The sequence below is a fragment of the Pseudomonas sp. NBRC 111132 genome (assembly GCF_001320565.1).
Lineage (GTDB): Bacteria > Pseudomonadota > Gammaproteobacteria > Pseudomonadales > Pseudomonadaceae > Aquipseudomonas > Aquipseudomonas putida_P.
Genome location: NZ_BCBI01000022.1, coordinates 1 through 26,831, shown reverse-complemented (window position 1 = coordinate 26,831; position 26,831 = coordinate 1). Strand labels below are relative to the sequence as shown.

Annotated in this window: 19 protein-coding genes and 2 pseudogenes; 10 read left to right on the top strand and 11 right to left on the bottom strand. The window is 61.6% G+C overall.

Translation table 11 applies throughout. The features are described from left to right. Positions 1–2: 2 nt before the first annotated feature. Positions 3–1,610, bottom strand: coding sequence for an ATP-binding protein (locus APH35_RS12800; RefSeq protein WP_012273799.1), 1,608 nt, complete (start codon positions 1,608–1,610; stop codon positions 3–5). Then, positions 1,607–2,305 (bottom strand): response regulator transcription factor, encoded by a 699-nt coding sequence (locus APH35_RS12795; protein WP_012273800.1) that lies wholly within the window; start codon positions 2,303–2,305, stop codon positions 1,607–1,609. Before APH35_RS12795 ends, APH35_RS12800 begins: the two co-directional genes overlap by 4 nt. Before the next feature lie 782 nt (positions 2,306–3,087). Between APH35_RS12795 and APH35_RS12790 the strand changes: the two genes are divergently transcribed. The 10 genes from APH35_RS12790 to APH35_RS12740 all read left to right on the top strand — a co-directional run bounded on the left by APH35_RS12790 (position 3,088) and on the right by APH35_RS12740 (position 16,526). Further along, positions 3,088–5,967 carry a ribonucleoside-diphosphate reductase subunit alpha gene (locus APH35_RS12790; RefSeq protein WP_012273801.1) on the top strand — a complete coding sequence of 960 codons (2,880 nt, stop codon included), beginning with the start codon at positions 3,088–3,090 and terminating at the stop codon, positions 5,965–5,967. Positions 5,968–6,737: 770 nt separating this feature from the next. Next, the gene (locus tag APH35_RS12780; protein ID WP_003254823.1) at positions 6,738–7,988 is read left to right on the top strand and encodes a ribonucleotide-diphosphate reductase subunit beta; all 1,251 of its coding nucleotides are present in this window, start codon (positions 6,738–6,740) and stop codon (positions 7,986–7,988) included. A 546-nt stretch (positions 7,989–8,534) separates the two neighbouring features. Beyond that, on the top strand, positions 8,535–9,773 hold the full coding sequence (locus APH35_RS12775; protein ID WP_012273803.1) for an OprD family porin: 1,239 nt from the start codon (positions 8,535–8,537) through the stop codon (positions 9,771–9,773). Between the two features lie 251 nt (positions 9,774–10,024). Next, on the top strand, positions 10,025–10,831 hold the full coding sequence (locus APH35_RS12770) for an NAD-dependent epimerase/dehydratase family protein (RefSeq protein WP_012273804.1): 807 nt from the start codon (positions 10,025–10,027) through the stop codon (positions 10,829–10,831). 26 nt (positions 10,832–10,857) lie between these two features. After that, the gene (locus APH35_RS12765; RefSeq protein ID WP_012273805.1) at positions 10,858–11,739 is read left to right on the top strand and encodes a glucurono-1,5-lactonase; all 882 of its coding nucleotides are present in this window, start codon (positions 10,858–10,860) and stop codon (positions 11,737–11,739) included. 64 nt (positions 11,740–11,803) lie between these two features. Next, on the top strand, positions 11,804–12,775 hold the full coding sequence (locus APH35_RS12760; protein WP_012273806.1) for a TRAP transporter substrate-binding protein: 972 nt from the start codon (positions 11,804–11,806) through the stop codon (positions 12,773–12,775). 66 nt (positions 12,776–12,841) lie between these two features. After that, on the top strand, positions 12,842–13,369 hold the full coding sequence (locus APH35_RS12755; RefSeq protein ID WP_012273807.1) for a TRAP transporter small permease: 528 nt from the start codon (positions 12,842–12,844) through the stop codon (positions 13,367–13,369). Continuing rightward, a complete protein-coding gene (locus APH35_RS12750; RefSeq protein ID WP_012273808.1) occupies positions 13,370–14,650 on the top strand; it encodes a TRAP transporter large permease in 1,281 nt (426 codons plus the stop codon). Between the two features lie 57 nt (positions 14,651–14,707). Then, positions 14,708–15,631, top strand: coding sequence for an EamA family transporter (locus APH35_RS12745; RefSeq protein ID WP_012273809.1), 924 nt, complete (start codon positions 14,708–14,710; stop codon positions 15,629–15,631). A 25-nt stretch (positions 15,632–15,656) separates the two neighbouring features. Continuing rightward, a complete protein-coding gene (locus APH35_RS12740; protein WP_060514929.1) occupies positions 15,657–16,526 on the top strand; it encodes an aldose 1-epimerase in 870 nt (289 codons plus the stop codon). Between the two features lie 49 nt (positions 16,527–16,575). Here the strand turns inward: APH35_RS12740 and APH35_RS12735 are convergent, their stop codons facing one another. The 9 genes and pseudogenes from APH35_RS12735 to APH35_RS12690 form a co-directional block, all read right to left on the bottom strand. Continuing rightward, on the bottom strand, positions 16,576–17,871 hold the full coding sequence (locus APH35_RS12735) for an MFS transporter (protein WP_060514928.1): 1,296 nt from the start codon (positions 17,869–17,871) through the stop codon (positions 16,576–16,578). A gap of 157 nt (positions 17,872–18,028) precedes the next feature. Beyond that, the gene (locus APH35_RS12730; RefSeq protein WP_012273812.1) at positions 18,029–18,925 is read right to left on the bottom strand and encodes a LysR family transcriptional regulator; all 897 of its coding nucleotides are present in this window, start codon (positions 18,923–18,925) and stop codon (positions 18,029–18,031) included. Positions 18,926–18,997: 72 nt separating this feature from the next. Beyond that, positions 18,998–21,034 (bottom strand): pyridoxamine 5'-phosphate oxidase family protein, encoded by a 2,037-nt coding sequence (locus APH35_RS12725; protein ID WP_060514927.1) that lies wholly within the window; start codon positions 21,032–21,034, stop codon positions 18,998–19,000. A 27-nt stretch (positions 21,035–21,061) separates the two neighbouring features. Further along, positions 21,062–21,691, bottom strand: coding sequence for a glutathione S-transferase family protein (locus APH35_RS12720; protein WP_012273814.1), 630 nt, complete (start codon positions 21,689–21,691; stop codon positions 21,062–21,064). Positions 21,692–21,827: 136 nt separating this feature from the next. Beyond that, positions 21,828–22,379, bottom strand: a complete 552-nt coding sequence (locus APH35_RS12715; protein WP_060514926.1) for a UPF0149 family protein — start codon at positions 22,377–22,379, stop codon at positions 21,828–21,830. A gap of 92 nt (positions 22,380–22,471) precedes the next feature. Continuing rightward, entirely contained in the window at positions 22,472–23,461 is a 990-nt protein-coding gene (locus APH35_RS12710; protein ID WP_060514925.1) for an asparaginase, read from the bottom strand. Continuing rightward, positions 23,458–24,119, bottom strand: a pseudogene (locus APH35_RS28315) (hypothetical protein). Before APH35_RS28315 ends, APH35_RS12710 begins: the two are co-directional and overlap by 4 nt. A 10-nt stretch (positions 24,120–24,129) precedes the next feature. Then, a complete protein-coding gene (locus APH35_RS12695) occupies positions 24,130–25,026 on the bottom strand; it encodes a nitrilase family protein (RefSeq protein ID WP_060514922.1) in 897 nt (298 codons plus the stop codon). Positions 25,027–25,171: 145 nt separating this feature from the next. Further along, a pseudogene (locus APH35_RS12690) lies at positions 25,172–26,706 on the bottom strand (FAD-dependent oxidoreductase). Between the last annotated feature and the right edge of the window lie 125 nt (positions 26,707–26,831).

Below are 26,831 nucleotides of genomic sequence, written 5' to 3'. Positions count from 1 at the left end.
CTTCACAACGGTGCCTGCTGCCGGGGCCAGTTGAGGCTGAAGCAGGCGCCACCCAACGCGGCACTGCGCCCAACCGAAGCCCTGCCCGCGTGCCAGTAGATGATCCGCCGTACGATCGACAAGCCCAGGCCATGCCCGCCCGAGGCACGGGTACGGCTGTCATCAAGGCGGGTAAATGGCGTGAAGATGCGGTCCCAGACACCCTCGGGGATCCCAGGGCCGTCATCTTCCACGTCGATACGGCAGCGTTGCTGCCCCAACTGGTAGCTCAGACGCACTTCAGACTCGGCATGGCGCATGGCATTGCCGACCAGGTTCTGCAGGGCCCGGTGCAGGTAACGCGGCTCGGCTTCGACCCAGGCGCCCTCGGCATCCGCGCCCTGGCAGTCACCGCGCACCACCCGCACCTCGGCACGCAACGGCGCCAGCTCTCCGATCACCCGATCGAGCAAGGCATCCAGGTCGACCCGCTGGAACTTCAAGGCTGGCGCGCCCTGCTCCAGACGGGCGTAGGTCAGCATCTCGTCCACCAGCTTGTCGAGGTCCTGAATGTCGCCGTCCATGCCGGCCAGGTGTTTGGCCCGGGCCTGCTCAGTCGTGGCGCTTTCGATCATTTCCAGGCCAAAGCGCAGGCGTGCCACTGGCGTGCGCAGCTCATGGGACACCGCCCGTACCAACTCGCGCTGCATGGTCAGCGAGCGCTGCAGGTGTTCGGCCATGCCATTGAAGGCAGCGGCCAGGCGCCCTACCGAGTCGGCATCGCCAGCCGGTACGCGGGTATCCAGGCTGCCTTGGGCAATGCGCGTGGCCGCAATCTCCAGCCCTGACACCCGGCGCTCCAGCTGACGCACCAGCAGGTATACCACCAGGCCGATCAAGCACAGGCCTAGGAAGGCAATCAGGATCAGCAACTGCGGCGGGTACGGGTTGAGCTGATACAACGGGCCGATTTCCAGCACCCAGGGAGAGCCCGTCAGCCCGGCGAATACACGGATCGAGTCGCCATCCTTGCCCAGCGCCATCACCGTGTCGCCCTCCTCGACCCGGCGCCGCTGGTCATCGTCCAGGCTGACCCGCTCGATACGCTGCAGGGCGACACCAAAGCCAAAGCCCTTTTCCAGCTTGATCTGGGCCAGGCGCTGCTGCTGTTCGGTTACCGGGTAGCGCACCAGTTCGTCAGCCAATAGATAGAGTGTGGCGCGCGCCAGCTGCTCGCTGATCTGTTTGATCTGCGCGACCAGCATCAGGTCTTCCTGGCCGACCTTGCGCAGTACTTGCGCCGCATGTGGCCCCGTCTTCTCGACTACCACCAGGCCACGGTACAGGCGCGCCCGCTGGCCACCGTCAAGGCTGCGCGCGGTCATTGGCTGCAACGTCAAAGGCACACCAAGCAGGCGCTCCCAGATCAGCAGCGAGCGCTTGCGTTCGGTTTCATTCTGCGTCGCCAGGTTGTCAGCCATCAGGCTGAAGGTTCCCTGGGCCAAGCCCTCGCGGTGCTGTGCGGCGCGCACTTCATTGACCAGGTGCAGGCTGAGCACGCCAAGCAAGGCCACCAGCACCAACACGGCCAGCATGCCGCCGTAGACGCGCAGGAAGATCGAATTGTTCATGGCGCCTCGCCGACAAACAGATAGCCCTTGCTGCGCAGGGTCTTGATCAACCGTGGCTGCAGTGGGTCATCGCCGATCTTGGGGCGGATTTTAGAAATGCGTATATCGATGGAGCGGTCCTGGCCGTCGTAGCCCACGCCCCGCAGTGCGGTGAAAATCTGCTCGCGCGTCAGCACCCGGCCGGCATTGCTGGCCAGCAGCCAGAGCAGGTCGAACTCGGCGCCGGTCAGCTCGATCAATTGTTCGCCCAGGCGCGCCTCGCGCAAGCGGTTGTCGATGTGCAGCGCACCGAAAGCCAGGTCTTGACGTTTGCTGTCCACGGTCTCGCTACGGCGCAGCAGGGCCTGAATGCGCGCCAGCAGCAGGCGTGGGCGCACCGGTTTGCAGACATAGTCGTCAGCCCCCAGGTCCAGGCCCTGGACCTGGTCCAGTTCGTCGCTGCGGGCGGTGAGCATCAGGATCGGGCCAAGGTACTGGCTACGCACACGGCGGCAGATGCTCAGACCGTCCTCGCCGGGGAGCATGAGGTCGAGAATGACCAGGTCGGGCTGGCTGTCGACGATGCGCCGCGCGGCGCGGGCCCCATCACCCTCGACACTGACCTCGTAGCCGTTGGCCTGCAGGTACTCGGCAGTGAGGTCGGCCAGACGCTGGTCGTCTTCGACAATGAGGATGCGTGGGGTGGGGTGGTCCATGGCCTCTGCCTTTAATTGTTGTTTTTCTGTTGCCAGTGCGGGCCGTTTCGCAGCTAAAGCCGCTCCCACAGGGACCGCGCCGCTTTCGAAACCTGCGCACTGCCCCTTTAACCTAAAAGCAATATCACAGCCGGATACTACGTCCCGCCCCCGGCACTGCCAACCCACCCACAGCCCCTCGACTGAACCGTTTTTTGTGATAGGGTTCGCGCCCGAAAAAAACTGCCCCGGGGCATCAAGGCGCAGAAAAATACTGCAAACCACTTGGCACAAGGCCTACAGCGAATACCCACCATTCACTCACAAAGTACACACACGTTATCCACAGGCGCTCGCCTTGCAAAGCCCCCAATACCGCATTATCTTGTATCCCGATCGCAGCGAACCACTAGATATAGGGGTTCGTGCAAAATCACACACAAAAGTCAACCCGCAAGATCAAGCGATTTTCCGGGTGGAACTTCAGGTGATTTCAGCAGCCGAACCGCTCCTGCGGAGGCGACCGAGGCAAGCCCTTCCAGGGCCTTGTTCGGGTATGGGTGTTGCAGGCCAGGCCTGGCATCCATCAGCAACAGTTTTTGGGCCCTGCCCAGAACCTTTGACTTCGGCCAGGGAGCGGCAAGCCATTGCCCCTTATTCCTGAGTCTGTCCCGAAGTCGGTACGCCCGCGCGGGCGGACGCGCATGCATTGCGCATCCCCGCCAGGCCATCGAGCAAGTGGACGGAACGGTGGGCGCCCAAAAGGCGCCTGAACAATATAGAAACTGTGGAGACACCCACCCATGCAAACCGACACAACTCGCGAGAACCCGCAGGCCAAGGTGCCGCAGGCCGCCGATTCCAACCAGGATCTGGCCGCCACCGCCCCCGGCCAACTGCGCGTGATCAAGCGTAACGGCACTGTCGTCCCTTACACCGACGACAAGATCACCGTGGCCATCACCAAGGCGTTCCTCGCAGTTGAAGGCGGCACCGCCGCCGCTTCGTCGCGCATCCACGACACCGTCGCGCGCCTGACCGAGCAGGTTACCGCCACGTTCAAGCGTCGCATGCCATCGGGTGGCACCATCCACATCGAAGAAATCCAGGACCAGGTCGAACTGGCCCTGATGCGCGCCGGCGAGCAGAAAGTTGCCCGCGACTACGTGATCTACCGCGACCAGCGTGCCAAGGAGCGTGCCACCCGCGCCAACACCGACGCCGTGGTCGAGCCGCACCCAAGCATCCGCATCACCCTGGCCGACGGCAGCCTGGCTCCGCTCGACATGGCCCGCCTGAACACCATCATCAGCGAAGCCTGCGAAGGCCTGGCCGAAGTCGATGGCGACCTGATCCAGCGCGAAACCCTGAAGAACCTGTACGACGGCGTGGCCATCAAGGACGTCAACACCGCCCTGGTGATGACCGCCCGTACCCTGGTAGAGCGCGAGCCCAACTACTCGTTCGTTACCGCACGCCTGCTGATGGACACCCTGCGCGCCGAAGGCCTGGGCTTCCTCAACGTAGCCGACAGCGCTACCCACCACGAAATGGCCGACCTGTACGCCAAGGCCCTGCCAGCCTACGTCGCCAAAGGTATCGAGTTCGAACTGCTGAACCCGGCGCTGGCCGACTTCGACCTGGAAAAACTGGGCAAGGCGATCAACCACGAGCGCGACCAGCAGTTCACCTACCTGGGCCTGCAGACCCTGTACGACCGCTACTTCATCCACAAGGATGGCGTGCGCTTCGAGCTGCCGCAGGTGTTCTTCATGCGTGTGGCCATGGGCCTGGCGCTGGAGGAGAAAGACAAGGAAGCCCGTGCGATCGAGTTCTACAACCTGTTGTCGTCGTTCGACTACATGGCCTCGACCCCGACCCTGTTCAACGCCGGCACCCTGCGCCCGCAGCTGTCCAGCTGCTACCTGACCACCGTGCCGGACGATCTGTCGGGCATCTACCACGCGATTCACGACAACGCCATGCTGTCGAAATTCGCCGGTGGCCTGGGCAACGACTGGACCCCTGTGCGCGCACTGGGCTCCTACATCAAGGGTACCAACGGTAAATCCCAGGGCGTCGTACCGTTCCTGAAAGTGGTCAACGACACCGCCGTTGCCGTCAACCAGGGTGGCAAGCGCAAGGGCGCCGTGTGTGCCTACCTGGAAACCTGGCACCTGGACATCGAAGAGTTCATCGAGCTGCGCAAGAACACCGGTGATGACCGTCGTCGTACCCACGACATGAACACCGCCAACTGGATCCCCGACCTGTTCATGAAGCGTGTCTTCGATGACGGCAAGTGGACCCTGTTCTCGCCTTCGGAAGTGCCAGACCTGCACGACTTGACCGGCAAGGCCTTCGAAGAGCGCTACGAGTACTACGAAGCCCTGACCGAGTACAACAAGATCAAGGTGTTCAAGACCATCCAGGCCAAAGACCTGTGGCGCAAGATGCTGTCGATGCTGTTCGAGACCGGCCACCCATGGCTGACCTTCAAGGACCCGTGCAACCTGCGTTCGCCGCAGCAGCATGTGGGCGTGGTCCACAGCTCCAACCTGTGCACCGAGATCACCTTGAACACCAACAAGGATGAGATCGCGGTCTGCAACCTGGGCTCGATCAACCTGCCGAACCACATCGTCGATGGCAAGCTGGACACCGCCAAGCTGCAACGCACCGTCAACACCGCTGTGCGCATGCTCGACAACGTGATCGACATCAACTACTACTCGGTGCCGCAGGCGCGTAACTCGAACCTCAAGCACCGCCCGGTCGGCCTGGGCATCATGGGCTTCCAGGACGCACTGTACCTGCAGCACATCGCCTACGGCTCCGACGCTGCCGTCGAGTTCGCCGACAAGTCGATGGAAGCGGTCAGCTACTACGCGATCCAGGCGTCCTGCGACCTGGCCGACGAGCGTGGCGCCTACGAGACCTTCCAGGGTTCGCTGTGGTCCAAGGGCATCCTGCCGCTGGATTCGCAACAGATCCTGATCGAAGCCCGTGGCCAGAAGTACATCGACGTCGACCTGAACGAAACCCTGGACTGGGCGCCGGTACGTGCCCGCGTACAGAAAGGTATTCGTAACTCGAACATCATGGCCATCGCGCCAACCGCGACCATCGCCAACATCACCGGCGTGTCGCAGTCGATCGAGCCGACCTACCAGAACCTGTACGTGAAATCGAACCTGTCGGGCGAGTTCACCGTGATCAACCCGTACCTGGTCCGCGACCTGAAGGCCCGCGGCCTGTGGGACTCGGTCATGATCAACGACCTGAAGTACTACGACGGCTCGGTGCAGCAGATCGAACGTATCCCGCAAGAGCTGAAAGACCTGTACGCCACCGCGTTCGAAGTCGAGACCAAGTGGATTGTCGACGCAGCTTCCCGTCGCCAGAAGTGGATCGACCAGGCTCAGTCGCTGAACCTGTACATCGCCGGCGCCTCGGGCAAGAAGCTGGACGTGACCTACCGCATGGCCTGGTACCGTGGTCTGAAAACCACCTACTACCTCCGTGCCCTGGCCGCGACCAGCACCGAGAAGTCGACCATCAACACCGGCAAGCTCAACGCCGTTTCCAGCGGTGGCGACAGCGCCCCGGTTCAGGCAGCCGGCCCTGCGCCAGTGCCAAAGGCCTGCGCGATCGACGAGCCTGACTGCGAAGCCTGCCAGTAAGGCCTGAATGCCGCGCGGGGTGCCTACGGGTGCCCCGCGCGGCATTTTTGTATCCGCGCATCAGAGAAATCTTGCCCTTTGCCCACCGCTCGCGCGGCTCGGTAAAAGAACAAGACCTCTCGAACAGGACATTAGCCCATGGCGCGGAAAAAAAAGACAACTCGCAAGATTGGTCGCAATGCTGAAACCGGGCGTTTCACCACGGTCGCAGAAGCACGCAACAACCCCAGGACACACATTGTCGAAACGCTGCACACCCGTGGCAGCGGCCTCGTGTCGCATGGGGGTGTGAAGCGCCCCCAGGATTGCAGCAGCGCCGCATGATCACCGGGGCCGCTTTGCGGCCCTATCGCGACACAAAGCCGAGCTTACAAAGATCGCGCCAACACCACATAATGTGTGAAAAAAATAAAATGGCACAATATGTAGTGCCATTCGCATTTTGCCGCTACACTCCCTCCCCGTAGCAAACGACACGAACCAGGTGAACGGACGCACGCAATTCCGGTCGAAATAGTTACGCTCGCCCGCAAGAGACGCGCCCCGATCGAAGGCGAAATCCTATATACTTCGCCCCCTCTGAAAAGAGCACCTTTCAATTGTCCTGGCCCCTCCCAGAGGCCTGGCCAGGTACAAGCCAGAACACATTCAGATGTAAACGAGAGTCAGCCTCTCGAGCTGTCCATTCGCCGTTACGGCCTTGCGTCAGGCATCACATTCTTAAAATCCAACCGGTTGCCCCAGGGCGACCCTCAAGCAGGAGCCAAACCATGCTGAGCTGGGACGAATTCGACAAAGAAGACGGCGAAGTAGCCGCCAAAGGCAATACCCCTGCGCAGGCCGCTGCCGCCGCCACTCTCGACAAGCTCGACAGCGCCGGTGGTGCCGCCGCCCTGGAAGCCCGTGCGGCCACCGCTTCTGACTCCGAAGCCGTCAAACGTGCCAAGGCTGCCCTGGATGCCCTCGACGTTGCCGAAGGCCTGGCCGAGCTGGAGGGTTCCTCGGCCCGTGTTGCAGTTGACGAAAAACGCATGATCAACTGCCGCGCCGACCTCAACCAGCTGGTACCGTTCAAGTACGACTGGGCCTGGCAGAAGTACCTGGACGGCTGCGCCAACCACTGGATGCCGCAAGAGGTCAACATGACCGCCGACATCGCCCTGTGGAAGAGCCAGGACGGCCTGACCGAAGACGAGCGCCGCATCGTCATGCGCAACCTGGGCTTCTTCTCCACCGCCGACTCGCTGGTTGCCAACAACCTGGCCCTGGCGGTGTACCGCCTGATCACCAACCCCGAGTGCCGCCAGTACATCCTGCGCCAGGCCTTCGAAGAGGCGATCCACACCCACGCCTACCAGTACTGCATCGAATCGCTGGGCATGGATGAAGGCGAGATCTTCAACATGTACCACGAGATCCCGTCGGTCGCGAAAAAAGCCGCCTGGGGCCTGAAGTACACCCGCGCCATCTCCGACCCGGAATTCAACACCGGCACCGTCGAAACCGACAAAGAGCTGCTGCGCAACCTGATCGCCTACTACTGCGTGCTGGAAGGCATCTTCTTCTACTGCGGCTTCACCCAGATCCTGTCCATGGGCCGCCGCAACAAGATGACCGGCGTGGCCGAGCAGTTCCAGTACATCCTGCGTGACGAGTCGATGCACCTGAACTTCGGTATCGACGTGATCAACCAGATCAAGATCGAAAACCCGCACCTGTGGGACGCGGCGATGAAGGAAGAAGCGACCCAGATGATCCTGCAAGGGACCCAGCTGGAGATCGAATACGCCCGTGACACCATGCCACGCGGCGTGCTGGGCATGAACGCGGCGATGATGGAGGATTACCTCAAGTTCATCGCCAACCGCCGTCTGACTCAGATTGGTCTGAAAGAAGAGTACCCAGGGACTACCAACCCGTTCCCTTGGATGAGCGAAATCATGGACTTGAAGAAGGAGAAGAACTTCTTTGAGACGCGCGTGATCGAGTATCAGACTGGTGGTGCACTGAGCTGGGACTGATCGTCCGGGCTGAGCATCGAGAAGGCTGCCGAATGGCAGCCTTTTTTTTTGCTGGAATGGCTTGGCAATGTGCTCTGTGAGATGACGCTGAGCCCTTCGCAGCAACTGTCCTGCATCATCGCTCAGGCTGCCCCTTCAGGGACTGTGCAAGCCTTGGAGCTTAAGCGAAGTCATCGTATGTCTTTGTAGAAGGCATGATAGAGCCGCTACACCTCATTATTCGAGTGCCGGGCCTATAATCAATAGGCCATTACACGTTGACAGCCTACCTCGGCCTTGCTAATAATCGCCCACAGTTGTACGACAACACATAACAAAAACAACAATCAGTGGACGATCCCATGTCGACACCCATCCCGCTGCATCCACGTCTGTTGCACATCCCTCTACCCCCAACTGGCTGGCGTACGCCCATCAGTACCTAGCGGCCCGTTTCCGCGCTTTCACCCCTGGCCCTGACCGGCCCGTTACCTACCCGCCCCTGCCGCAGGCCGCTCGCGCGTGCCCGGTGGACGGGCTGCCATACCCTTCGGGAGCACAACAATAATGAGAGTCTGCCATACCCTGCCTTTCGCCCTGTTGGGCGCCGGTGTCATCGCTGGCCTGCCGGGCACCAGCCTGGCTGCTGGATTTGTCGAAGACAGCAAGGCTACGCTCGGGCTGCGTAACTTCTACATCAACCGTAACTTCACCAACCCCAGCAACCCGCAAAGCAAGGCCGAGGAATGGACGCAAAGCTTCATCCTCGATGCGCGGTCGGGATTCACCCAAGGGCCGATCGGGTTCGGGGTGGATGTGCTGGGGCTATGGTCGGTAAAGCTCGATGGCGGCGGCGGCACTTATGGTACAGCGTTGCTCCCGCGCCACGACGATGGCAAGCCAGCAGACGACTACGGGCGCCTGGCAGTCGCAGGCAAGGCACGGATCTCCAAGACCGAACTGAAAATCGGCGAGTGGATGCCGGTGCTACCGATTTTGCGTTCGGACGACGGGCGCTCGCTGCCGCAGACGTTCCGTGGCGGGCAAGTCACCTCCAACGAGATCGCCGGGTTGACGTTGTATGGCGGCCAGTTCCGCGGCAACAGCCCGCGTAACGACGCCAGCATGGAAGACATGAGCTACGGCGGCGGGGTGTCAGACCGCTTCAACTTCGTCGGTGGCGAGTATAAATTCAACCAGGACCGCACGCTGGTGGGGTTGTGGAATGCGGTACTGAAGGACGTGTATCAGCAGCAGTATCTGCAAGTGAGCCATAACCAGCCAGTGGGTGACTGGACCCTGGGCGCCAACCTGGGCTACTTCCAGGGCGATGAGGATGGCTCCGAGCGCGCCGGGCAGTTGGACAACAAGACCTACTCGGGGATGTTCTCGGCCAAGTACGGCGGCAGCACGTTCTGGGTGGGGCTGCAGAAAGTTGATGGCGATACCTGGATGCGGGTCAACGGCACCAGCGGCGGGACCCTGGCCAACGACAGTTACAACTCCAGCTTCGACAATGCCAACGAACGCTCGTGGCAGGTGCGCCATGACTTCAACTTCGTGACGGTCGGGGTGCCGGGGTTGACCTTGATGAACCGCTATATCAGCGGGCGCGATGTGCATACCGGGTCGGTCACTGATGGCAAGGAGTGGGTGCGCGAGACGGAGCTTGCGTATGTGATCCAGAGCGGGGCGTTCAAGGACTTGAGTGTGAAGTGGCGCAACTCGTCGATTCGGCGGGATTACAGCAACAACGAGTTTGATGAGAACCGGTTGATCTTCAACTACCCGTTGTCGTTGCTGTAACCCGCTCAACACGGGCCCTTGTAGGAGCGGCCTTGTGTCGCGATCGGGGTGCGAGGCGCCCCCAGGGTCTTGGCCTCACCGCAAAATTGCCGGGGCCGCTTTGCGGCCCTTTCGCGACACAAGGCCGCTCCTACAAGTACCGCACATAACGCTAATCAGTCACTGAGTTGTCATTGACAACAACCGAACCCACCGCCAATAATCAGCTAAGTCATACGACAACCTACAACAATTAACAACAAGAGCCGGCCATGACCCCTACTCCCCTCAATCGCCTGCTGCTCACCGGAGCCGCAGGCGGCCTGGGCAAGGTCCTTCGCGAACGCCTGCAAGGCTACGCCGAGGTCCTGCGCCTTTCCGATATCAGCCCTATGGCACCTGCTGCCGGGCCGCACGAAGAAGTGATCACCTGCGACCTGGCCGACAAGGCTGCGGTCCACGCCCTGGTCGAAGGCGTGGACGCCATCATTCACTTCGGCGGCGTGTCCACCGAGCATTCCTTCGAAGACATCCTCGGCCCCAACATCTGCGGTGTGTTTCATGTCTACGAGGCAGCACGCAAGCATGGGGTGAAGCGCATCATCTTCGCCAGCTCGAACCACACCATCGGCTTCTACCGCCAGGATGAGCGCATCGACGCCCACTCCCCGCGCCGCCCCGACAGCTACTACGGGTTGTCCAAGTGCTACGGCGAGGATGTGGCCAGCTTCTATTTCGACCGCTACGGCATCGAGACCGTCAGCATTCGCATCGGCTCGTCGTTCCCGCAACCTCAGAACCCGCGCATGCTCTGCACCTGGCTGAGCTACGACGACCTGGTGCAACTGATCGAGCGTGGGTTGTTCACGCCCGACGTTGGCCACACCATCGTCTACGGCGCCTCCGACAACCGCACCGTGTGGTGGGACAACCGCCATGCCGAGCACCTTGGCTATGTGCCCAAGGACAGCTCCGAAGCCTTCCGCGCCGCCGTTGAAGCCCAGCCGGCGCCCGCCGCCGATGACCCGAGCATGGTCTACCAGGGCGGCGCCTTCGCCGTGGCCGGCCCATTCAACTGAACCCACACGCGCCAGGAGGCACGGCCATGAATTGCGAACTGATTGTCGACGCCCGCAACGGCACTGGGGAAAGCCCCGTGTGGCACGTCAGCGAACAGGCTCTGTACTGGGTCGACATTCCCGCCCGCCAGCTGCACTGCTGGCAGGCGGCCGATGGCAAGCACCAGGTCTGGCAGGGCGACGAGATGCTGGCCTGCATCGCCCGCAGCGCTCAGGGCTGGGTAGCAGGCATGGAAAGCGGCATCTTCCAGATCCAGGCCAAAGCCGACGGCAGCCTGGACAGCCGTTTGCTCAGCAGCGTCCAGCACGCCCAGGCCGGCATGCGCTTCAACGATGGCCGCTGCGACCGCCAGGGCCGCTTGTGGGCCGGGACCATGCTGCTGGACATGCAGCAAGGCGCCCATGTCGGCGCGCTGTACCGGCATGACAGCGAAGGCCACCTGCACCTGCAGCAAGACGGCATGATCGTGCCCAACGGGCTGGCCTTCAGCCCCGACGGCACGCGCATGTACCTGTCCGACTCGCACCCCAGCGTGCAAAAGGTCTGGGCTTTCGACTATGACATCGACAGCGGCACACCGCACAACAAGCGGCTGTTCGTCGATATGCGCGGCTACCCCGGCCGCCCCGATGGCGCCGCCATCGACCAGGATGGCTGCTACTGGATCTGCGGCAACGATGCCGGGCAGATCCACCGCTTTACCCCCGACGGGCGCCTCGACCGCTCACTCAGCGTGCCGGTGAAAAAGCCGGCGATGTGCGCCTTTGGCGGCGCCAGCCTGGACACCCTGTACGTCACTTCGATCCGCCCTGCGGGCACAGACCTCAGCGACCAGCCCCTGGCCGGCGGGGTATTTGCCCTCAACCCTGGCACCAAGGGCCTGGAAGAACCTGCCTACCGGGGCTGACGCCCCTTGCCGCCCCCACACTTGCACACACGAAACCAGATAATAAAAACCACGGAGTTTCATCATGACGTTCAAACGCAAGCTGCTCCTTGCCGTACTCCCCTTCGCCTTCAGCGTCGCCACACCCGCCTCGGCACTGGACATCAAGTTCGCCGAAATTCACCCGGCCGGCTACCCGACCGTGGTCGCCGAGCAAAACATGGGTAAAAAGCTGGAAGAAGCCAGCAACGGCGACATCACCTTCAAGATGTTCGCCGGCGGCGTGCTGGGCTCGGAGAAGGAAGTGATCGAACAGGCGCAGATCGGCGCCGTGCAGATGACCCGCGTCAGCCTGGGGATCGTCGGCCCGGTGGTGCCGGATGTAAACGTGTTCAACATGCCGTTCGTGTTCCGCGACCATGAGCACATGCGCAAGATCATCGACGGCGAGATCGGCCAGGAGATCCTCGACAAGATCACCAACTCCGATTTCAACCTGGTGGCCCTGGCCTGGATGGATGGCGGCTCGCGCAGCATCTACACGAAAAAACCGGTACGCAGCCTGGAAGACCTCAAGGGCATGAAGATTCGCGTACAGGGCAACCCGCTGTTCATCGACATGATGAACGCCATGGGCGGCAACGGTATCGCCATGGACACCGGGGAAATTTTCAGCGCCCTGCAGACCGGCGTGATCGATGGTGCCGAGAACAACCCGCCCACGCTGCTCGAGCACAACCACTACCAGAGCGCCAAGTACTACACCTTGACCGGGCACCTGATTCTGCCGGAGCCGGTGGTAATGTCCAAAACCACTTGGAACAAACTCAGCCCCGAGCAGCAAGCACTGGTGAAGAAGGTCGCGCGTGAAGCGCAGATGGAAGAACGCGCACTGTGGGATGCCAAGTCCGCCGCCAGCGAAGAGAAGCTCAAGGCCGCCGGTGTCGAGTTCATCACCGTGGACAAGAAGCCATTCTACGACGCCACTGCCTCGGTACGCGAAAAATACGGCGCGCAGTACGCCGACCTGATGAAGCGCATCGACGCCGTCCAGTAACAGCGCCCCCTACCCAAACGACCTCGGCAGTGCGGCGCCCGCCGCCCTGCCGCTTTGGTGATGCCCATGAAGAACCTTTTTCTGCGTGCGAACGACACGCTGTACCGCGGCTGCATCTGGATCGCCGGCCTGTCGATCCTGGCCATGTCGCTGATCATCCCTTGGGGCATTTTCGCCCGCTACGTGCTCGGCACTGGCTCAAGCTGGCCGGAGCCAGTGGCCATCTTGCTGATGGTGGTGTTCACCTTCGTCGGCGCCGCAGCCAGCTACCGGGCTGGGGCGCACATGGCGGTGGCGATGATTACAGACCGCCTGCCACCACTGCAGCGCCAGTTGGTTGCGCTGCTGGTGCAAGTGCTGATGATTCTGGTGTGCGTGTTCATGACTTACTACGGCACCAAGCTGTGCATCACTACCTGGAACCAGTCTCTGGCGTCATTGCCTGGGGTGCGGGTTGGCATGACCTATGCGCCGATTCCGCTCGGTGGTGTGCTGACCCTAGTGTTCGTACTGGAAAAACTCCTCTTGGGCGATCAGAGCCACCGCAAGGTGGTGCGCTTCGACCACGTAGAAGAAAGCGAAGGAGCGGCGTAAATGGATGCGTTCATTCTGTTGGGCAGTTTCATCATGCTCATTCTGCTGGGCATGCCGGTGGCCTATGCCCTGGGCCTGTCAGCGCTGATTGGCGCCTGGTGGATCGATATCCCGCTGCAGGCAATGATGATCCAGGTGGCCAGTGGGGTTAACAAGTTCTCGCTGCTGGCGATTCCGTTCTTCGTGCTGGCCGGCGCGATCATGGCCGAAGGCGGTATGTCACGGCGGCTGGTGGCATTTGCCGGAGTGCTGGTGGGCTTCGTGCGCGGCGGGCTGTCGCTGGTCAATATCATGGCCTCGACCTTCTTCGGCGCGATTTCCGGCTCGTCGGTGGCCGACACCGCCTCGGTGGGCTCGGTGCTGATCCCAGAGATGGAGCGCAAGGGTTACCCGCGCGAATTCTCCACTGCCGTGACCGTCAGCGGCTCGGTACAGGCGCTGCTGACCCCGCCCAGCCACAACTCCGTGCTGTATTCGCTGGCGGCGGGCGGCACGGTGTCGATTGCCTCGCTGTTCATGGCGGGAGTCATGCCCGGTTTGCTGCTGAGTGCGGTGATGATGGGCCTGTGCCTGATCTTCGCCAAGAAGCGCAATTACCCCAAGGGCGAAGTGATCCCGATGCGCCAGGCGCTGAAAATCGCCGGTGAAGCGCTGTGGGGCCTGATGGCCATGGTCATTATCCTTGGCGGCATTTTGTCGGGCGTGTTCACCGCTACCGAGTCGGCGGCAGTGGCGGTAGTGTGGTCGTTCTTCGTGACCATGTTCGTCTACCGCGACTACAAGTGGCGCGACCTGCCCAAGCTGATGCATCGCACGGTGCGCACCATCTCGATCGTGATGATTCTGATCGGCTTTGCCGCCAGCTTTGGTTACGTGATGACGCTGATGCAGATCCCGTCGAAAATCACCACGGCGTTTCTGACCCTGTCGGACAACCGCTATGTGATCCTGATGTGCATCAACTTCATGCTGTTGCTGCTGGGCACGGTGATGGACATGGCGCCGCTGATCCTGATCCTTACGCCGATCCTGTTGCCGGTAATCACCGGTATCGGCGTGGACCCGGTGCACTTCGGCATGATCATGCTGGTGAACCTGGGAATCGGGCTGATCACCCCACCGGTGGGCGCCGTGCTGTTCGTCGGTTCGGCCATCGGCAAGGTGAGCATCGAGTCGACGGTGAAGGCGCTGCTGCCGTTCTACCTGGCGCTGTTCTTGGTGCTGATGGCGGTGACCTACATTCCGGCCATTTCGCTGTGGCTGCCTAGCGTGGTGCTGTAAATAGAATCGGGGCCGCGTTGCGGCCCCTTTGGCTCTATCTGCAAACGGATCCTGCACATGGCTGTCCCCTCCTCTGTTTCCCCCTTGTTCCCACGCAAGCTGGCCATTGCCCTGCTGGCTTTGCTGGCCTGCTCATTCGCCGGCAACCACATTGCCGCACGCATCGCCTTCGATGACGGCACCGGCGTGTTGCTGGCGATCCTCTGCCGCTCAGGTATTACCTTGCTGGTGCTGGCCGGCCTGCTGGTGTGGCAACGCCAGGCGCTGGGCCTGCCTGCCGGTACCCGGCACTGGCAACTGCTGCTCGGCCTGTTGATCGCCACCCAGAGCCTGTGCCTGTATTCGGCGGTAGCGCGCATCCCGGTCGCCCTGGCGCTGCTGGTGGGCAACACCTTTCCGATGCTGCTGGCACTGCTCACTTGGGCACTGGGTGGCGCACGCCCCACCGGCCGCACGGTGCTGTTCATGGGCCTGATCCTGTGCGGTCTGGTACTGGCACTGGATGTGCCGGCACGCCTGGCCGACAGTGGCGCGGCCAACCCGCACTGGGCAACGGGCATCAGCCTGGCCTTTGGCGCCGCCTGTGCCTTTGCCTGCGCCTTGTGGATCACCGACCACAAGTTGGCCAGCGTGCGGGGCCCCGTGCGCAGCCTGCTGACCTTGCTGATCGTGTTCTCCAGCATGCTGATTGCAGGCGCAAGCGGGGTGATGCCGTCCGGCCTGTCACTACCAGGCAGCAGCAGCGGCTGGGCGGCCCTGGCCAGCCTGGTGGTGTTATACGGCCTGGCCTTCACCTTGCTGTTCGTTTGTGTACCTCGCCTGAACATGGCGCAGAACGCGCCAGTCATGAACGTTGAACCCATCGCCACCTTGCTGCTGGGCTGGGCCTTGCTCGATCAGCACCTGAGCCCCCTGCAACTGGTCGGGGGCGCCGTGGTGGTGTGCGGCATCGTGCTGCTCACCTACCGTCGGCCCCATTGATCGATCACCCAGAAAGGAGCCTTGCATGGCTGTGACCGAGCTGCACCTGCAGGACCGCCTGACCCGTCTGAGCCTGGCACCGGAGCTGGGCGCCAGCCTGGTGAACTGGGAAGTGAAGGCAACCGGCCAGCCGTTGCTGCGCCATTCCGACACGGCTGCGCTGGCCAGTGGCACCCCGAGGCGGCTGGCCTGTTACCCGCTGGCACCGTGGTCCAACCGCATTGCCGAGGGTGGCTTTGCCCAGCCCGAGGGCTGGCAGGCACTGACACCGAACACCGAGCATGATCCATACCCGATTCATGGAAGTGCCTGGCAGCAGGCCTGGCAGGTAGAGCACCACAGCGAACGACGTGCGCGGCTGAGGCTGGACAGTGCCGTGCCGTTTGCCTACCAAGCCACGCTGGATGTGCACTTGCATGAGGGCTGCCTGAACCTGGACCTGCATGTGGTGCACCTGGAAGCGCTGGCGACCTGGTATGGGCTGGGTTTGCACCCTTACTTTCCGCGCTATCCCGATACCAAGCTGTACGCGGCGGCGCGCAAGGTGTGGCTGGCCGAGGATGGGCGGTTGCCGTCGTATCAGGCCGAAGTGCCTGAACCGTGGCGTTTCAATGCCATGGGGCTTTTGCCTGAGAGCGTCGTCGATCATGCCTTCAGTGGTTGGCCGGGGGAGTGTGTGATTGAACAGCCAAGCGCGGGTCATCGACTGACGTGCAGTGCCAGCGGGGCTGAGCACTTCTTGCTGTTCTGCCCGCAAGGGCAAGGCTTTTTCTGCTTTGAGCCGGTAAGCCACCCGGTCAATGCGCATCACTTGCCAGGGCGGCCGGGGTTGCGGTTGCTGCAGCGTGGGGAAGCGACGAACCTTGGGTTCAGGATGCAGTATCAGGCGCTGTAAGGGAGCTGCCTGGAATTGGGGCTGCAAAGCGGCCCCAAAATCTCAAGCCTTATGCCAGTGCCTCGGTCGAGCCTGCCATCTTCCTGACAGAAGACTCGCCACTCACTTCGCGCGCCACCTTCCACACCAGCACCGCCGCCACGATATCGAACGCTGCCAGCACCACGAACAACGGGCTGTAGCCAATCTGCGTGACCAGCACGCCGAACACCAGGGTGAACACCGCCGCCCCCAGATAGCCGCACATGCCACCCATGCCGGTCGCCGTGGCCACCTGGTCCTTGCTGAACGAATCCGAAGTGATCGAGTACAGCGCCCCCGACAGCGTCTGGTGGGCAAAGCCGCCAATGCACAGCAACAGGATCGCGGTGTACGGGCTTTCCACCAGGCCGATGCAGGCCGGGCCGATCATGCAACTGGCACCGAACACCAGCACCATCTTGCGCGAGGTGAACAGCGACACCTTGAAGTAGCGGTGGAACAACGGGCTTAGGTAACCACCCAGCACACAGCCGATATCGGCCGCCAGGAACGGCAGCCAGGCGAACATCGCCACTTCCTTGATGTTCATGTGCCGCTCGGTCATCAGGTACAGCGGGATCCAGGCATTGAAGGTTTGCCAGGCGGGCTCGGAAAGAATTCGCGCCGATGCGATGGCGTAGAAGTTGCGGGTCTTGAAGATGCGCTTCCACGCGCCCTTCTCGCGGGTGCCCTGTTTGAAGTGCGCTTCCTGCCCGGCAAGGATGTAGTCCCGTTCCTCATCGCTCAGGCGCTTCTGGTCACGCGGGTGCTTGTACAGCAGCATCCACAGCAACGTCCAGACAATGCCTGACGCGCCAACAATGACGAACGCCAGTTGCCAGCCACTGTGCAGGATCGCCCACACCACCAGTGGCGGCGCCAGCAAGGCGCCAAGCGACGAGCCGATATTGAACCAACCGATCGCCACCGAACGCTCCTTGGCCGGGAACCACTCGGTAGTAGCCTTGACCCCGGCCGGCAAGCCCGCGGCCTCGGTCATGCCCAGCAGCCCGCGCATGAATGCCATGCTCTGCCAGCCTGTAGCCAAGGCCGCGCCGGCACAGGCCACAGACCAGGCCATGGCGAACACGGCAAAGCCCAGCTTGGTGCCGATGAAGTCGATGAACCAGCCGGCCACCGGCTGCATGAGGGCGTAGCACACCTGCCAGGCGGCGACGATCTTGGCGTATTGCTCGGTACTGATGGAAAGGTCGGTCATCAAGGTGGGGGCAGCCACCGAGAGGGTATTGCGGGCGAGGTAGTTGACGACGAGCCCGGCCGTGACAAGGCTGACCATCCACCAACGGATGCCTTTCATCTTCATGGTTCACCTGAATTTTTGTTTTTAGAGTTGCGGGTGATTGGCGCAAAGGCCGACGGGGGCTATTTGCGACAAATTGTTTCAGGCGGAAGATTGCCACGTCATAGGTCGTCGTACAACACTTATTATTTATAGCAGTTTGTAGCTATGTTGTACGACCTCAATCGAGCTGCTGGGCTCGCAGGGCCTGCGCCAGCATGTCGATAAAGGCCCTGACCTTGGCCGAGCCGTACTTGCTTTCGCGGTGTAGCACATGAATGGGCCAGGGCGCCTCCTCGTACTCGGCCAGGATCACCTGCAGTTGCCCGCTGGCCAGCTCTTCTGCCACTTGGTACGACAGCAGCCGGGCAATCCCCAGCCCGCCGCTGGCCGCTGCGATTGCCCCATCATTGCTGGTTACCGTCAGCCGCGGCTTCATGCGTACCAGCGTCGGCTCATCGGTGACCCCAAAGCGCCAACCGGCCCGTGGCGAAAGGTTGGTGGTGCCGATCACCGCATGCCCTGCCAGGTCCGACGGGTGCTCCGGTACGCCATGACGCGCCAGGTAGTCGGGCGAGGCACACAACATGCGACGCACCCTGCCCACCCGCAACGCCTTCAACCCGGAGTCGGGCAAAGGACCGATGCGCACGGCCACGTCCATGCCCTCCTCGACCATGTTCACAACACGGTCGAGGAAGTAGGCGGAAACATCGACTTCCGGGTACTGCTGCAAGTAGCGGACGATGCACGGCATGACGAACTTCTTGCCGAACAGGATCGGCGCGGTCACTGCCAGGTCGCCCTTGGGGGTGGCGTTGATACCGGCAGCCGCCTCGTTGGCTTCGTGAATGCTGGCAAGGATATGCCGCGTGTCTTCCAGATAGCGCCCGCCGGCCTCGGTCAGGCGCACGCTGCGGGTGGTACGCAGCAGCAGCTTGACCCCCAGCTGGTCTTCCAGAGCGCTGACGGCGCGGGTGACGGCGGCTGGCGAGATGTCCAGGCGGCGAGCAGCGGCGGCGAAGCTTTCCAGTTCGCCGACGGCAACGAACACCTTCATCAGGTGGATCTGGTCCATGCGAGCTCCTGGCATCGGAGGGGGTGGAGATTATCGGATATCCGGGCGTTTTATGCTTGCAGGACAGGCATATCAGATTTCCAGCACCAGGGCCTGTGCGCCCTCTTCCTGATGTGCCGGCACCGCACAACAGATCAGTACCGAACCCGACTCCGGCAGCTCTGCCGGTAGGTTCGGGTAATGCACCTGGCCACTGACGAGCTTGGTCTTGCAGGTGCCGCACGAGCCGCCCCGGCAACTGAACTCCGGCGCCAACCCACGCGCCTCGGCCAACTCCAATAACGTACCGCTACCGGGCGTCCAGCGTGCCTCCTTCGCCGAAGCCGCAAAATACACCGGCACCGGCTCGTTGGCAGCGGGTGGCTGTTGCACGGTGGGCCGCCCGTCATCCGTGTGCCGGCGCAGCGTCGACGGGCCAAAGGCCTCGGCGTGAATCCGCGCATCCGGCACATGCACCCCGCGCAGCCCTTCATACAATGCCTGGGTAAAGCTGCCTGGGCCGCACAGGTAGAAGTCATAGTCGTCCAGCGCCAGCGTCGCCTTGACCTGCTCGATGCCCAATCGCCCGATAAACTCGAAATCGCGACCGACCCGCGCATGCCCTTCCGGTTGGCTGAGGGCACGGTGCACGCGCAACAACCCAGCGGCCTGCTGCTGCAAACTCGCCAGCTCCTGCTGAAACGGCAATTCGGCCAGGCTGCGCGCGCCATGAAATAAATGAATTCGCCGGGCCTGCCCCGTGCTCACCTGCTCACGCAGCATGGCCAGCAAGGGCGTAATACCCACACCTGCACCAATCAGCACCAGCGGCCGTGTGCTTTGCTGGTCGAGCGTAAAGCTGCCCATCGGTGGGCGCACGTTCAACACATCACCCGCCACGATGCGCTCGTGCAAGTAGCGCGAGGCCGGGCCCTGGGCCTTGACGCTGATGCGCAGGTAGCCATCAGCGGGTGCACTGGACAGGCTGTAGGTGCGGATCAGCGCAGCCTCGCCATTACGCTGCACTTGCACAGGAAGATGCTGGCCTGGCGCGAAGGCCACATGGCTACCGGCCGGTGGCTCAAGGTAGAACGAGCGGATATCACGGCTTTCCTGCTCCACCCGCAGCACACGCCAGGCTTGCCATTGGCGCTGTTGCCGGCGTTGCTCCAGGCGCGCGTCGGCCTCGGCCCAGGTACCCGTCATCAGGCTGGTCGGTGCGTACGCCTTGAAGGCCCAGCGCAGTGAGACCGCAGCCGGGCGCCACACCACCTGCTCGACCTGCAGCGTCCATAACCGCTCGGCACCTTCAAAAGCCTGGATGGCAGGGCTGTCCAGCAGCACCTCGGCACGCCCGCATACCTGCAGAACATTACCGTTATTGAAATCGATGAACAGCAAGCCTGCCTGCGGGTTGACCAGCAAATTGCCCAAGGTGTTGAAGTGCAGGTTGCCAGCGTAGTCGGGAATGGTCAGAAGGCTGCCTTCGACCTTGATGAACCCTGGCCGACCACCCCGATGGGAGACATCCACCGAGCGCTGGCCATTGCCGTGCTCGACATAGCTGGCGACGAAGAAGGTATCGGCGCCCTCGATCATGCTGGCAGTCGTGGCATCCAGTTCAGGGGCGTCAACGCGCCCCTGGGGGGGTTGGTCGACACGGGTGTAATCACGCAACTGAATGTACTGCGGGCAGTTGCCGAACGACTGCTCCACGGCCACCTGCAGTTGCCCTTGTGCAGCCTGACGGATTTGCCCATTGATGCGATTGCGCCGACGGGTGTGCAACTCGATACCCAACAGGCCGACCGCCTCTCCTGCTGCCAGCCCAGGGGTGGCGGGGTCGTCCGCTGGCAACGTGGTATCGATGGTCAGCAGGCGAGGGTCGGGCGAGCTGACAAACCCTTCTGGCCCCTCCAGCAGGGTGGCCCACGGCCGACCCAGGGTATCCACGCTGGCGGCGATCATGAAAGGTAACTGATGATAGAAAGTACGGTGCTGGTCGGGCATGTAGTCACGAATGACCTTTTGCCCGAACGCCTCCATGCGCTCTGCTACACCGACCTTTTCCTGCAGGGTCTTCTCGCCCGCATGCCAGGGCGAGGGGCGATGGTCCGGGGGCTGTTGCATGGCGGCGTTCCTCCCGATGGCGGGGTGTCAGGCGCTGGTCTGCAGCCCGATCACTGTGCGTGGCATGGGCACGAAGCCTGGCAGTGACTCGATCCGTGCCAGCCAGCTGCGCACGTTGGCATAGGGCTCCAGCGACACGTTGCCTTCGGGCGCGTGGGCGATGTACGAGTAATTGGCAATGTCGGCGATGGTGGGCGTGCTGCCCGCCAGGAATGGCGTCCTGGCTAGCTCTGTATCGATCACCTTGAGCAGGGTGTGGGCACGGCCAATCACTTCGTCGGTATTGAACGAAGCCCCGAACACCGTCACCAGGCGGGCCGCAGCCGGGCCGAAGGCCAGCGGACCGGCAGCGACTGACAGCCAACGTTGCACACGGGCAGCGGCAGCAGGCTCTTCGGGCAACCAAGTGCCGTTGTCATACTTTTTCGCCAAGTAGACAAGGATGGCATTGGAATCGGCGATTACCGTACCGTTGTCATCGATGACCGGGACCTGGCCAAACGGGTTGAGGGCAAGGAAGTCCGGCTGCTTGTGTGCACCTTTGGCCAGGTCGACGAACACCAGCTCTGTGGGCAGGTTCAGCAGCGAGAGCATCAGCTCGATGCGATGGGCGTGGCCAGACTTGGGGAAGTTGTAGAGCTTGATCGGGTTCGACATGGGCTTGGCTCCTGGTCAGCACCGGGATGGGCTGATGGAGCACATGCTGCACTGGATCGGCTGGCAGCAGAATCAGTGCGCAGGGGAAACCATAATTTCGCGCAGCGGAATAATGGTTTCCAGAACGTGCAGGTGGTCAGTTCAGTTTCTTGAAATAGCGGAACAACCCGCGCGAAGCCTCGACAACCTTCGGTACGCAGGCCTGGATATCCGCTTCGCTCATCTGGTCCAGCAGTTCGAAATTGTCCTCCAACCCATGCAGCGAAATCGCCTTGAGCAGTTGGTCCTGCTCCTGCGGCAACTCGCCCCAACCGGCAATCTGGGTACCGCGCATGTAGCCGAAGCACCATTCCTCCATCACGATCACAGTGCCCTGCTCGTCTTCCCTTTCTTCGAACAGCGGCTCGAACTGGTCGACATCATCGCTCAGCTCTTCCGCCACTTGGCTGGCATAGCGCAGCATCAACGCCACATAAGCCTCTTCATGTGCCGGCTTCTTGAACTTTGGCACCTTGCCACCGGCAGCGGCTGGCAACCAATGTTCCGGGGTCACGGTTACCGGTGAACTGGCCAGCGCGGTGAAGAAACCATTGAGCTCGGCCAGGTTGAGTACCGAGTAGTCGTTGCCATAGGTGATCAGCAGGTCTTCGAGGCGGTCGAGTTCTTTTTCGCTGAGTACGGGGAGCATGGGGTGAAAATCCTGGGAAGCAAAAGTGTGTGCACCCTAGCACAGCAACGGCGCAAGGGCTGCCCGCGAGCACCACTGCGCGGGCAGATTCCTCAGATGGCCAACCAGCCCTGCAACTCATGCTGCCGTTCGGTGCCAATCAGCAGCCAAAGCAAGATGCGGCACTTGCGCGGGCAGAGGTGCCCGGCCATTTGCACGCCTTTGCGCTGCAGGTCGATCTCGGAGCCTGCAAACCCGTATGTTGTCCGGGCTGTAGGGCCTCTACCTGTGCGGGTGGCTACAATGACCGGCAAGGTGGGCGCCAGATGCTCCAGCACATCGGACCAAGTACCGGAAACGTGCCCAGCACCGAAACCAGCAATGACCAGCCCTTCATAGCCCAATGGAGCCACAGCCTGCAGCAGCGCTGTGTCCACATCCAGACAAGCCTCCAGAAGGGCAACGCGCTGGTCGGTTCGGCCCGGTAACGGCAGCACAGCCCGACGACCTGGCGGATGGCGATAGACCACAACACCCTCTACAACTTCCGCCGAAGGGCCGAAGCCTGGTGACTCGAAAGCCGCCATCGCCAGGCTGGCCATCTTGCGAACCCTTGCCGCGCAATGGACCTGATCATTCATCACCACAAGTACACCACGCCCTCGGCTGCCTTGTGCCAATGCAACCTGTGCCGCAGCCAGCAGGTTGGCCGGGCCATCGTTGCCCGCCTGGCTGGCCGAGCGCATGGCACCGGTCATCACCAACGGTGCATCGAATGACCAGAGCAGATCAAGGAAATAGGCCGTTTCCTCAAGGCTGTCGGTGCCTTGGGTCAGGATCACGGCCTGGGCACCGCGCTCTACCTCGCTGCGGGCCCAGACCAGCACATCCAACAACGCCACGAAGCCCAGCGATGCACTGGGGAGCAGGGATAATGAAGCAACGTTCAACTGCGCCATTTCGCGCAACTGTGGGACTTGCAGCAGTTGCTGCTCACAATCCAGGGCTGGGGCCACGCCACACCCAGCAGCCCCGGCCTGCATACTGACAGTGCCCCCTAAGCTGGCGATCGACAGCCTGGGCAGGCTTGAATGCTCAATCATGCGTCTCCTCCCACAAGTAACCCGATCAACGGCACAATTCCCAGCGTGCTGATGGCCATCGACATCACGTTGCCAATGTAGCCATGCACATAGGCCGGCAACCGGCGCGTGATCGCCACCGCCAGCGGCGGAGCAACCAGCGCCCCCAGCACAGCACTGGTCACCACGACTTCCCAGCTGCCGCCATGCGTCAGCACCGCGGCCGGAACGATCGAGACAATCGGAATGTAGGTAGGGTACCACCCACGGGCTTGCCACTGGCTACGCCAGATGACGACACCAACGAGGGACGCCAGGGCCTGCCCTGCCACAATGTGCATCACCAGCATTGAACCGTATGCCGGTGCAGCCGGGGCCACAGCCCGCTGCCATAGCAGATGGCAAAACCTTGCCATCGATACCCGCGAACATGGGCCCAATGCGCCAGGCAAGCCCCTAGCAACAAGCCCAGAGCAGGCAGTTCATGTTTGTAGAATGCCACCTCGCTGATATCACCCACTATCCAGCGCAAGCGGCTTAGCGGCTGATCGAGTGTCGCCGCCAGTTGCGCGTAGTCCGGCCATTGGCCCAGCGCTAGGCTGGCTACCAGCAGCATCAACAAGCAAATGAAGAGCAACACAGGGGAGCGCTGCCGACTGGACAAACGTAATGCCTTCATACGCGCCCCCTCAGCGTGGCATAGGCGTATGCAGGCGATAGCCAAGCGACGCATCATAGAGATCGGTGCGGCGGTCACGCTGCAGGTCGTTGAGGCTGTTCCAAATCGGTGCTGAACGCGCGCTGCTAAGGTCGACGTCGGCATACAGAATGGCCTCCTCCTGCGCACTGGCAACCTCCCCGATAGGCCAACCATTGGTACCGGCGATCAATGAACAACCGAGAAAGCGCCCTCCCCGTTCATTGCCGATACGGTTGGCGGCGGCAATGTAGACATTGTTTACGTGCGCGGCGGTCATGGTCAGGTACGAGGCCATGCAACGACCTGCTTCGTCGAACAGGGGGGGTGGAGTCCACACCCAATTGTTCAAACTGCAAATGATGTCGGCGCCTTGTGCGGCCATAAGCCGCGGCACTTCAGGGAACCAGATATCCCAGCAGATCAACAGGCCTATACGGCCGATAGGTGTCTCGAACACAGGGAACCCGAGGTTGCCCGGGGTGAACCAGAGCTTCTCCTGGTTCCATAGGTGAGCCTTGCGGTAATGCCCTAGCAGGCCGTTGGGGCCGAACAGTGCGGCACTGTCGTATAGCTTCAGTCCATCACGCTCGGTGAAACCCGCTGCCAGATACACCCGGTGCTCTCTGGCGAACGCTGCCCAGGCTTTCAGGCTGCGGCCCTCCTGCAACGTCTCGGCATGGGCGTAGGCCTCGGCACGGGAGTGGAAGGTATAGCCGGTGTTGGCCAGCTCGGGCAGCACGATCAGATTGGCGCCTTCACGCGCCGCGCGTCGAGCCAGTGCCAAGCCTTTGCTCAAATTGCCGTCGCTGTGTTCGACCCCGACCTGAGGGTCGTACTGGATGACGGCAATACGGACAGGGCTGACGGGGGTGCTGTGTTCAGACATGGCGGCTTCCTTCTTGTGGTTGTTTTGGAAGGTCGCCAGTAGAGCGGGGTTCGGCTTGGCGGGGACAGTCGGGTGAGTCCTATGGGGTCGACAGACAAGCGAATAATTGCAATAGGAAAAGTCTCACAGAAACGCTCGGGCGCCGCTATTTCCCAACTTGATAATGGGGGTAGTCCTCAAGGGTGAAGCCACCATTGAACGCCGCTGAAGTTCGATGGCAGAGGTTGATGACTGCATCCAGCGCGGTACGCAAACACGGCTCGGTCCAGCCGGCGTCAACAGAGAAAGACTCTCCAGCCAGATACAGCCCTGAGCGGGCTGAAATCGCGGTTGTATTTCATCAGCCCGACCGCGTCATAGTAGGTACCTGCTCGATACAGCTTCGCGCAGCCGAGCGCATTTTTGTCCGTCATCCAGCGCTGTATGCAAATGTTTCGGGTATCGATATAAGGCGATATGGCTTCATGCAGTCATCGGCGTAATGGTCGTTGTATCGGTAGGCATAGACGTCGTGGACAAAGCTGTCGGTGACGAGAATCTGCGGTAGCGCCGAGTTGCGGTCCAGATAGTGCTTCTTCAGTGGCGCATAGACCTTGCAGCTGGTTTCCCAATGAGCGTGGTTCCATGCGTCCATAATCGACTGCGGGAGTGCCCAATATAAGCCGGCCCGTTGAACATCAGCCCTCTGCTATCAGGCACAGTGCTGGCCTCCAGATACGGTGCAGCATATGGCACACCTTCCTTATCGACACGGCCATGCACCAGCTGCAAATGGCTGCTGAAACCAAAAATTGCTGTACGTAGTGGGTAAAGGCAGCAGACGTCATAGAACGCTCCCCAGCTCCCATCACCAATGCCGATGGAATAGAAAATGGCCGACTCTTCACGGCTCATGCCCAACCCACCGAAATCACCAGGGTTGGCGGGGTCCCACGCTGTCAGCATCGGCAAATGTACCAAATCCCTGAATGACATCAGGTGATAGCGCTCGACAACACTCTGCCATATCGACGCCCAGCATTGCGTGCCATATACCACAGCGATGCGCTCGGCAAACTGCCCGGCGAAGCGGTACCATTTTTCATAGACCTTTTGCAGTGTGGCTGTAGGTTGAGGGGTATTCCCTTCTGGATTTCGCCAAATCAGCAGCTCTGGCTTCCCCTCTCCTTCTAGTTGTCCATTCCGAAGATAGATACCCGTTGCATTCACCCAGGGTGTCCCAGGGTTTGGAAATTCGGAAAGCCGTAGCTCGAACAGCTTGGCGTAATAGGCCATAAGCGAGCGTCCATCTTTAGGCGGTTCGCCTGTCCTGCTGAACAAAGGTATACGCATGGCCCCCATCTCGAATGGCGTTGAAGGCTGCTTGTGATTACCGCCTTTGTTCACCACAGTCAGGTGGCGACCGCCCACACGCTGCGACTGCTCTATCAAGGTGATGCGGGTGAAACCACAGCGTAGCAATTCCCGAGCAGCAGTTAACCCTGTGACACCAGCACCGACAATGCAGATCCGATGTTCCGGTTGGGCGGCACTTGCAACGCCTCCCGGTTGTTCAACCAGACGTCGGTAATCGAAGCAGAGGTCTGGTGGATTCGGAAACCGTGCGGCCCACGGCTGCAAGGGCAAGGATGGCTCAAGGGCCAGATCAGCAGGATAGTTGTGGGTCGAACCGATGGTCATGTTCTCGGGCGCTCCATGAATTGAGAAGCCTGAGCATGATCGAGTTGAGATGTGCGGAGTGTTGGTTATGTGTCACCAACACCCACAGAATCGAGAAAGGCCTGTGGGTGTTGGCTTGCGTTGGA

Coding starts and splice junctions, on each gene's coding strand:
- APH35_RS12710 (WP_060514925.1), bottom strand. CDS start 23,461: ATGATTGAGCATTCAAGCCTGCCCAGGCTGTCGATCGCCAGCTTAGGG.
- APH35_RS12735 (WP_060514928.1), bottom strand. CDS start 17,871: ATGAAGATGAAAGGCATCCGTTGGTGGATGGTCAGCCTTGTCACGGCC.
- APH35_RS12720 (WP_012273814.1), bottom strand. CDS start 21,691: ATGTCGAACCCGATCAAGCTCTACAACTTCCCCAAGTCTGGCCACGCC.
- APH35_RS12790 (WP_012273801.1), top strand. CDS start 3,088: ATGCAAACCGACACAACTCGCGAGAACCCGCAGGCCAAGGTGCCGCAG.
- APH35_RS12770 (WP_012273804.1), top strand. CDS start 10,025: ATGACCCCTACTCCCCTCAATCGCCTGCTGCTCACCGGAGCCGCAGGC.
- APH35_RS12745 (WP_012273809.1), top strand. CDS start 14,708: ATGGCTGTCCCCTCCTCTGTTTCCCCCTTGTTCCCACGCAAGCTGGCC.
- APH35_RS12765 (WP_012273805.1), top strand. CDS start 10,858: ATGAATTGCGAACTGATTGTCGACGCCCGCAACGGCACTGGGGAAAGC.
- APH35_RS12795 (WP_012273800.1), bottom strand. CDS start 2,305: ATGGACCACCCCACCCCACGCATCCTCATTGTCGAAGACGACCAGCGT.
- APH35_RS12715 (WP_060514926.1), bottom strand. CDS start 22,379: ATGCTCCCCGTACTCAGCGAAAAAGAACTCGACCGCCTCGAAGACCTG.
- APH35_RS12695 (WP_060514922.1), bottom strand. CDS start 25,026: ATGTCTGAACACAGCACCCCCGTCAGCCCTGTCCGTATTGCCGTCATC.
- APH35_RS12760 (WP_012273806.1), top strand. CDS start 11,804: ATGACGTTCAAACGCAAGCTGCTCCTTGCCGTACTCCCCTTCGCCTTC.
- APH35_RS12800 (WP_012273799.1), bottom strand. CDS start 1,610: ATGAACAATTCGATCTTCCTGCGCGTCTACGGCGGCATGCTGGCCGTG.
- APH35_RS12775 (WP_012273803.1), top strand. CDS start 8,535: ATGAGAGTCTGCCATACCCTGCCTTTCGCCCTGTTGGGCGCCGGTGTC.
- APH35_RS12780 (WP_003254823.1), top strand. CDS start 6,738: ATGCTGAGCTGGGACGAATTCGACAAAGAAGACGGCGAAGTAGCCGCC.
- APH35_RS12740 (WP_060514929.1), top strand. CDS start 15,657: ATGGCTGTGACCGAGCTGCACCTGCAGGACCGCCTGACCCGTCTGAGC.
- APH35_RS12730 (WP_012273812.1), bottom strand. CDS start 18,925: ATGGACCAGATCCACCTGATGAAGGTGTTCGTTGCCGTCGGCGAACTG.
- APH35_RS12725 (WP_060514927.1), bottom strand. CDS start 21,034: ATGCAACAGCCCCCGGACCATCGCCCCTCGCCCTGGCATGCGGGCGAG.
- APH35_RS12750 (WP_012273808.1), top strand. CDS start 13,370: ATGGATGCGTTCATTCTGTTGGGCAGTTTCATCATGCTCATTCTGCTG.
- APH35_RS12755 (WP_012273807.1), top strand. CDS start 12,842: ATGAAGAACCTTTTTCTGCGTGCGAACGACACGCTGTACCGCGGCTGC.